Raw genomic sequence first — 7795 nt, forward strand, 5'->3', positions numbered from 1 at the left:
GTGTCAGTCTTCGTCGCCGAAGATCTGCCTGTTGTAGTGCCAGGCCAGGCAGCCGACCCCCAGGGCGATCAGGCCGCCAACGGTTATGGAGATGGGTGTGACGCCCAGTCGCTCAAACCATTGAGTATACATGTGGATGACGGCGAAAGTGGCCACGGTATTGACCAGGAAGTGACGCCCTTTGGCGGCGGCCCACGCACCAGCGGTCAGCAAGGCCACCGCCCAGGCGGTGGCGAAAGCCGTGGGGGTGATGGTGGCGCCCGCGCTGCTGAACATGCGGTCCGCCTGGGCTTGGTCCCACATCTGGCCAGGGGTGTCGCCCCAGAGCGACCCTATCCAGAACCCGAGATTGACCAGGATGACACAAACGCGGGCGAAAACGATGGTCAGGGCCTGTGCCTTGCCCACGCTTCTGAGCGCCAGGTGCCAGGCCAGGCAGCCCAACACCGTGAAGGTGACGATGGTCAGCGATGGTTCCTGCACGGAAATTTCGTAGACCGCATGCCAATAGCCGGTGCTGCCGCCTATGGCGGCGGCGATGGCCAAAGGAACCAATCCGATCAGCAAGCGGCTGCCGGCGTACCACGCCACCAACAGCAGGATGGGAATCGGGACCAGCGATCCGGTCAGAGGGCGCTGGATGATGATGGCCAGCGCCGCCGACAGGACCAGGGCACCCACGATCATCCAGATCGCGCCCAACTTGCGCCACTGGACCGAGTGCCGCGAGAACCCAGCCGCCGGCGAGGATGAAAGCCGCGCCGAAGACAGCCGTCAGGCTGGGGCGTGGCAGCAGGGCGTTGATGCCGGCGGCCGTGGCGAGGACGCCTAGGGCCAGCAGCGCGTTGATCGCGGTGGTGCCCGTTCCCCGCAGCGCGTGGGTTCGCAGCATGGTCGCCGTTTCGCGTGTCAAAAGGCCCGCCGCTTCCAGCGCGTCGACATCGATCAGGATTTTCATGCGGTCATTCCGATTGGGTCACCAATGCCCCTTGCGCCGGTTCCAGGCATACAGCACGGCGGCGAAGCCGTCGTAGGCGAGGCGGGTGAGGGGGCGCATCACGCGGTTGCCCAGCAGGGCGGCCAGCCAGGCGTCGCCCGGCGTGTGGCGCCAGATGGCGATGGCGCAGTCCGCCCCCACCAGCAGGCGGTCGTTTGCGTCCAGGCCGTGCAGGCGGCGGCGCACGGCTTCCACATCCGCGCCGAAGCGGGCGAGCGCCTCCGGCTCCAGGTTGATGTCGCGGAAGGCGATGACGCGAGCGCGGGCGGCTTGCACCAGGCGGTTGGTCTGCCAGTCGATGCCGGCGTTACAGACAGGGCATTTGGTGTTGTACCAGACCGTCAGCTGCGGGACGGGTGGCGGGGGGCTGGGCGGCACGGTGGTCCCCTATCCGATACGATCCACGCAGTATAATGGCTGGTTCTGATAAGGACAGTGGCCGGGGCGGGCAAAGTCTGGAAGGATCGGTGGCTGAACACCTTTTCCGTCAAGACCTTGAGACCGCGCCCATGTTGTCCTTGGAAACCCTGCTGACCTTCATCACCGCCGCTGCCATCCTGGCCTTCGTGCCGGGGCCGGACAATCTGTTCGTGCTGACGCTGTCGGCGGCGCGGGGCTGGCGGGCCGGGGTGATGGTGACGCTGGGCCTGTGCACCGGCCTGGTGGTGCACACGACCGCCGTGGCGCTGGGGGTCGCCGTCATCTTTCAGCAGTCGCAACTGGCCTTCACTCTGCTGAAGGCCGCCGGCGCCGCCTATCTGCTGTACCTGGCCTACAAATCCTTCCGCGCGTCGCCGGAGGCGCTGGGCGGTGCCAAGGCGGGGGCGGACCGCTACATGGCCCTCTATGGCCGGGGTATCGTCATGAACGTGACCAACCCCAAGGTGGCCATCTTCTTCCTGGCCTTCCTGCCGCAGTTCGCCTCGCCCGAGAGGGGCGGCGTCACCGTGCAGATCTTCCTGCTGGGGGCGGTGTTCGCCGCCGTGGCGCTGGTGTGCTTCTCCGCCATCGCCGTGCTGGCGGGCGGGCTGAACCGCTGGCTGGTCCGGTCCAGCAACGCGCAAGTCATCCTGAACCGCATCGCCGGCGTGGTGTTCATCGGCCTGGCGATCAAACTGGCGACGGCCCAGCGCTGAGGGCCGCCGGCCACCGTGAATGGGGGATACATCATGGGGTTGCAGGCCGTCTGTCACGCCACCTGGGCCGGGGGCGCCGGCGAAGGAGGGGCGGGCGAGGTGAAGGCCCTGCTGGAAAGCCGGGAACTGATCCTGCGCGGTGAGGTCCGGCGCACCGTGCCGGTGGCTGCCATCATCGCCGTGACGGTGGAGGGGGATGACCTGGTGCTGTCCACGCCGGACGGTCCGCTGATCCTGACCCTGGGGGCCGACGCCGCCACCCGCTGGGCCAAGAAGCTGACCACGCCACCGCCCAGCCTGGCGCAGAAGCTGGGTGTCGGCCCGGCCACGCCGGTCCTGGTCATCGGCACGGTGGACGATCCCGCCCTGGCGGAGGCGCTGGCGGACGCCGTGGCCGCCACCCCGGCGGAGGCCCGCTTGGCGCTGGCGGTGGTCAGGAACGCGGCGGACCTGGAACGGGCGGTGGCGGCCCACGCGGCACTGCCGCCGGGCGCCGCCCTGTGGCTCATCCACGGCAAGGGTCCCAAGGCCACCTTCGGTGAGGCGCCGGTGCGTGCCTGGATGCGCGCCACCGGTTTCATGGACACCAAAGTCAGCGCCGTATCCGCCACCCTGTCAGCGACCCGTTACACCATCCGCTCCAGGTGACGCGCCTGCTGCTCCTGGGCATCCGCGGCCATGACGCTGGCGGTGGTGGCGCCGCTGCAACCGGCAGGGCCGAGCGAGTCTCTTTCGTATAGGAAAAGGAGATGCCGGCCGCTGCCGGGGTCGCCATTTCCTTTCCGGCCTTGGTGTTTTCTGATGAGAGTTGTACAGTCAACCTTATCCGGCACCGGTCGGCGATCCCCATGAAAATCCATCAGTTGAAGGCGTTCGTCGCGGTCGCCGACTCCCACAGCTTCAATGAGGCGGCACGCCTGCTGTCGGTGAGCCAGCCCGCGGTGGCCAAGACCGTACGCGAGTTGGAGATCTGGGCCGGCCGCCAGTTGGTCACGCGCAGTTCGCGCGGCACTCAGCTGACGCCGGATGGCGTGTCGCTGCTGCGCCGCGCCCGGGGCATCCTGGATCAGGTGGCGCGGGCGGAGCATGAGTTCCGTGGCCCTGGCCCGCGTGACCATGTCAGCCTGGGCCTCACAACCTTGGCCAGCGTCGCGGTCGCGCCCACCCTGGTGGATTTCAAAGAGCGCCACCCGGACACCGCCTGGACCGTGCTGGGTGGGTCGCGCCGCCCGTTGTTCGAAAAGCTGTACAACCACACCTTGGACCTTGTGATCGCTACCCTGCCGGGCAACCCGGAGGAGATGGGGATGGGCTTTCGGTGCGAGCCGCTTTTGCGCCTGCCCGCGGTGCTGACGGTGGCCAAGGGCGATCCATTGGAAAAGGCGCGGTCCCTAGCGGACCTTACGCAGGCGGAATGGTTGCTCGCGGAATCCGAACAGAGCTTCGACCATCATTTCCGCAGCGCCTTCGCCGAGGCGGGGGTGGATCACCTGCCGCCCTTCACCCGCTGTGAATCCCCCTTCGTGATGCTGGCCCTGGCCGGCCGGCCCAACACCGTCACCCTGTGGACGGGCCTGGCGCCCAACGCCATGGGGCCGCAGTTGAAGCTGCCGGGGGAGAACGTCACCGACTTGGCCCTGAAGGAAAAGCTGCCGGACATCACCGTCTGCGCCGTCTATCGCCCCGACCTCATCATGACACCGGCCATCCAGCACCTCCTGGGCCAGGTAAGTCGGCTGAAGGACAACATGCTGGATTTGGCGCCCGATGCGGCGGTGCTGTCCGTTGGCTGAGCCCTCAGCCGCCGGTCGCTCGCCTCCACGAGGCTGCTTCCGTTGGTCCCACCAGACCTGCCCAGCGCCCCGGCGTCATGCCGAAGGCCTTCTTGAAATGGCGGTGCAGGTGGCTCTGGTCGGCGAAGCCGGTGGCGGCGGCCACCTCGGCCAACGGTTCGCCCTCGGTGATCATGCGGCGGGCATGCTGCAGCCGGCGCATCACCAGGAAGCGGTGGGGGCTTGTGGCGAACAGGGCCCGGAAGTGGCGGGCGAGGGCATAACGATCCAGGCCCGTGACTGCTTCCAGATCCTCTGAACGCACCGGAGCCAGGGCGTTGGCCTCCAAGTAGTCTCGCGCCCGGTGGGCCTGGCGCTGGGCCAGCAGGCCCAGGGGCTTGGTCTTGACGCTGGCATGGCGGGCCAGGCCACGGGCCAGGCGGACCAGCAGATCGTCCACCGCCAGATCCTCCAGCCCCTCATCCAGGGAACTGAGCGCCGGCAGCAGCACCTGGCGCAGCTCCGCATCGGCCAGCACCGGCTGACCGACGAAGGGCAGGGCGGCGCCGGGGTGTCCATCGGCGTCCAGGCAGCGGCGCAGCAGCGCCGGTTCCAGGTACAGCATGCGATAGCGCAAGGCCTCATCCGTGCCGGCGCCGCCGTCATGCTCCTCATCCGGATGCAAAATGATGACGTTGCCGGGGTGGCTATAGCGCCGCTGGCCCCGGTACTGGAAGGTCTGGACGCCGTGCAGCGTCACGCCCAGGCCATAGGTGTCGTGGCGGTGGGGGCTGAAGGCCTCACCATGGAAGCGCGCCTCGATCCGCTCGATACCGGGGAAGGCCGGGGCGGCGGTGATGCCGTCGGCCGCCGCGTCGGTGGCGGATTCGCGCGGCTCCGGGTCGCACAAACGTCCAAGACCGGCACCGGCGACGCCCGCCACAGTCGGGGCCTCTCCCGGCCTCAAGGAGCCCGTCTTGATGTTCGATACCAAAATCGCCCTCGTCCTGCGCGAAGACCTGGCCGCCTGGCAGGCGCTGAACGTTACCGCCTTCCTGACCAGCGGCATCGTCGCCCAATGTCCGGAGATCATCGGCGAACCCTACCGTGACCGCTCCGGCACCGTCTACAATCCGCTGTCGGTGCAGCCGGTGATCGTGTTGGCTGCCGACGCCGCGACCATGGCCGCCATCCATCGGCGTACCCTGGAGCGTGGCTTGCGCACCTCCCTTTATATCGAGGAGATGTTCCGCACTGGGCATGACGCCGCTAACCGCGCCGTCTTCGCCGATTACGGGCCGGAGGACGCCCGCGTGGTGGGCATCGGCATGCGTGCCGACAAGAAGCTGGTGGACAAGATCACCAAGGGCGCCCGCATGCACCCGTGATGGGGCAAGGTGCCGTCCCGGTGCGAAAAATGCCGCACGTGCCGACCCCGCGCCGATACGGAAGGGGCAACGATCCTTCGCCAGACGTGATACAACCCTCCCCTTCGGCGGGACCCTGCGGGGGGGATCCGCCTGGTCACCCCTGTTGATCGACGGTCGTCGAGGGCGGGGAAACGAAACAAGAGACTGTCAGGGGATCCCGATGACACGTACCGTTCTGCTTGGAACCGTGGGCGCGCTGGCGCTCGCGACGCTCACCGCCACCCCGGCGCTGGCGGAGAAGCCCGCCACGGCTGGCGCCAATCCCTTCGCCACCGCCAGCACCCTGCCGTTCGAAGCGCCCCGCTTCGACATCATCAAGGACGGCGACTATCTGCCCGCGTTCAAGCAGGGCATGAAGATCCAGCTGGCCGAGATCAAGAAGATCGCGGGCAACCCGGCGGCCCCCACCTTCGACAACACCCTGGTGGCGATGGAGAAGTCCGGCCGCATGCTGGACCGGGTCAGCCAGGTCTTCTTCGGCGTGGTGCAGGCCAACACCAACGACGCGCTGGACAAGGTGCAGACCATGGTGTCGCCCCTGCTGGCCCAGCACAACGACGCCATCTATTTGAACACGAAGCTCTTCCAGCGGGTCAAGGCGCTGTACGACACGCGCGACGGCCTGAAGCTGAACCCGGAGCAGGCCCAGCTGCTGAAGGTGTATTACCAGCAATTCATCCATGCCGGCGCCATGCTGAATGACGCCGACAAGGCCACGCTGCGCGATCTCAACACCAAGCTGTCGTCGCTGGAGACCGCCTTCCAGCAGAAGCTGGTGGCGGCGGCCAAGGAAGGCGGCCTGGTGGTCGACGACAAGGCCAAGCTGGCCGGCATGGGCGACGGCGCCATCGCCGCCGCCGCCGAGGCCGCCAAGGGCCGCAAGCTGGAGGGCAAGTACCTGGTGCCGCTGCAGAACACCACGCAGCAGCCGGCGCTGTCCTCCCTCGACGACCGGGCCACGCGCCAGGCCCTGTTCGAGCGCGGCTGGACCCGTGCCGAGAAGGGCGACGCCAACGACACCCGCGCCACCATCTCCGACATCGCCAACCTGCGGGCGCAGAAGGCCAAGCTGCTGGGCTTCCCCAATTACGCGGCCTATGTCCTGGCCGACCAGATGGCGGTGACGCCGGACGCGGCGGAAGGCTTCATGAAGCGCATGGTTCCCGCCCTGGCGGCGGAACAGAAGCGCGAGGCGGCCGATATCCAGGCGCAGATCAAGAAGGACGGCCAGGACTTCGCCCTGAAGCCCTGGGATTGGGACAAGTACGCCGAGCAGGTGCGCAAGGCCAAGTACGACCTGGATGAAGGCGCGCTGAAGCCCTATTTCGAGCTGCACACCGTGCTGGAGGAGGGGGTGTTCTACGCCGCCAACCAGCTGTACGGCCTGACCTTCAAGCGCCGCACCGACATCCCCGTCTACCAGCCCGATGTGCTGGTCTACGACGTCATCGACAAGGACGGCTCCCCCCTGGGGCTGATGTATTTCGACTACTTCAAGCGTGACAACAAGTCTGGCGGGGCGTGGATGTCCAACTTCGTCCAGCAGTCCAAGCTGCTGGGCACCAAGCCCGTGGTCTACAACGTCTGCAACTTCACCAAGCCCGCCCCGGGCCAGCCGGCGCTGATCAGCTTCAGCGACGTCACCACCATGTTCCACGAATTCGGCCACGCCCTGCACGGCCTGTTCGCCAACCAGACCTATGAAACCCTGTCGGGCACCAACGTGGCGCGCGACTTCGTCGAGTTCCCGTCGCAGTTCAACGAGCACTGGGCGTTGGACCCCAAGGTCCTGGCCCATTACGCCAAGAATTACCAGACGGGCGAGGTCATGCCGGCCGAGCTGGTGGAGAAGATCAAGAAGGCCGCCACCTTCAACCAGGGCTATGCCCTGGGTGAGATCGTCGCCGCCGCCATGCTGGACCTGGAATGGCACAGCCTGCCGGCCGACGCGCCCAAGCAGGATGTCGATGCCTTCGAGAAGGAGGCCCTGGCCAAGACCGGCCTGGACGTGGACGACGTGCCGCCGCGCTACCGCTCCAGCTATTTCCTGCACATCTGGGGCAACGGCTACGCCGCCGGCTACTACGCCTACCTGTGGACGGAGATGCTGGATGACGACAGCTACGCTTGGTTCAAGGACCATGGCGGCCTGACGCGGGAAAACGGTGAGCGCTTCCGCGAGATGATCCTGTCCAAGGGGCATACCGAGGACTACGGCCCCATGTTCCGCGCCTTCTACGGCCAGGACCCGGACATCGGGCCCATGCTGCGGAACCGCGGCCTGGCGCCGGAAGGCAAGTAAGCCTCCACCGCGAGGGGGTTGAGTGTGACGAGGGGCCGGTGGCGCATGCCGCCGGCCCCTTTTTTTCGGTGCGCCAGGCATGGCGCGAGGTGCGTAAGCACCGAGAGCCGGGTTGGTAACCGGCTTGTGACTTGGAGGTGGAAGTCCTCTACGGACCC

At 67.2% G+C, this 7795-nt stretch carries 8 protein-coding genes; 5 read left to right on the top strand and 3 right to left on the bottom strand.

Translation table 11 applies throughout. From position 1 onward, the window contains the following. Positions 1 to 3 precede the first annotated feature (3 nt). Positions 4 to 687 (bottom strand): hypothetical protein, encoded by a 684-nt coding sequence (locus FBZ89_RS19885; RefSeq protein ID WP_145751582.1) that lies wholly within the window; start codon positions 685 to 687, stop codon positions 4 to 6. A 289-nt stretch (positions 688 to 976) separates the two neighbouring features. Further along, positions 977 to 1375 (bottom strand): thiol-disulfide oxidoreductase DCC family protein, encoded by a 399-nt coding sequence (locus FBZ89_RS19890; RefSeq protein ID WP_145751583.1) that lies wholly within the window; start codon positions 1373 to 1375, stop codon positions 977 to 979. Between the two features lie 131 nt (positions 1376 to 1506). Between FBZ89_RS19890 and FBZ89_RS19895 the strand changes: the two genes are divergently transcribed. The 3 genes from FBZ89_RS19895 to FBZ89_RS19905 all read left to right on the top strand — a co-directional run bounded on the left by FBZ89_RS19895 (position 1507) and on the right by FBZ89_RS19905 (position 3926). Then, positions 1507 to 2133 carry a LysE family translocator gene (locus tag FBZ89_RS19895; RefSeq protein ID WP_145751584.1) on the top strand — a complete coding sequence of 209 codons (627 nt, stop codon included), beginning with the start codon at positions 1507 to 1509 and terminating at the stop codon, positions 2131 to 2133. Positions 2134 to 2166: 33 nt separating this feature from the next. Further along, entirely contained in the window at positions 2167 to 2781 is a 615-nt protein-coding gene (locus tag FBZ89_RS19900; RefSeq protein WP_145751585.1) for a hypothetical protein, read from the top strand. 200 nt (positions 2782 to 2981) lie between these two features. After that, positions 2982 to 3926 (top strand): LysR family transcriptional regulator, encoded by a 945-nt coding sequence (locus FBZ89_RS19905; RefSeq protein ID WP_186457454.1) that lies wholly within the window; start codon positions 2982 to 2984, stop codon positions 3924 to 3926. A 4-nt stretch (positions 3927 to 3930) separates the two neighbouring features. Here FBZ89_RS19905 and FBZ89_RS19910 read toward each other — a convergent pair whose 3' ends face one another. After that, entirely contained in the window at positions 3931 to 4848 is a 918-nt protein-coding gene (locus FBZ89_RS19910; RefSeq protein ID WP_246172355.1) for an AraC family transcriptional regulator, read from the bottom strand. A gap of 37 nt (positions 4849 to 4885) precedes the next feature. Between FBZ89_RS19910 and FBZ89_RS19915 the strand changes: the two genes are divergently transcribed. Then, the gene (locus tag FBZ89_RS19915; RefSeq protein WP_145751588.1) at positions 4886 to 5293 is read left to right on the top strand and encodes a DUF2000 family protein; all 408 of its coding nucleotides are present in this window, start codon (positions 4886 to 4888) and stop codon (positions 5291 to 5293) included. A 202-nt stretch (positions 5294 to 5495) separates the two neighbouring features. Next, positions 5496 to 7637 carry a peptidyl-dipeptidase Dcp gene (gene dcp / locus FBZ89_RS19920; RefSeq protein WP_246172357.1) on the top strand — a complete coding sequence of 714 codons (2142 nt, stop codon included), beginning with the start codon at positions 5496 to 5498 and terminating at the stop codon, positions 7635 to 7637. Positions 7638 to 7795: the final 158 nt, after the last annotated feature.

It is taken from the genome of Nitrospirillum amazonense, from assembly GCF_007828045.1.
Lineage (GTDB): Bacteria > Pseudomonadota > Alphaproteobacteria > Azospirillales > Azospirillaceae > Nitrospirillum > Nitrospirillum amazonense_C.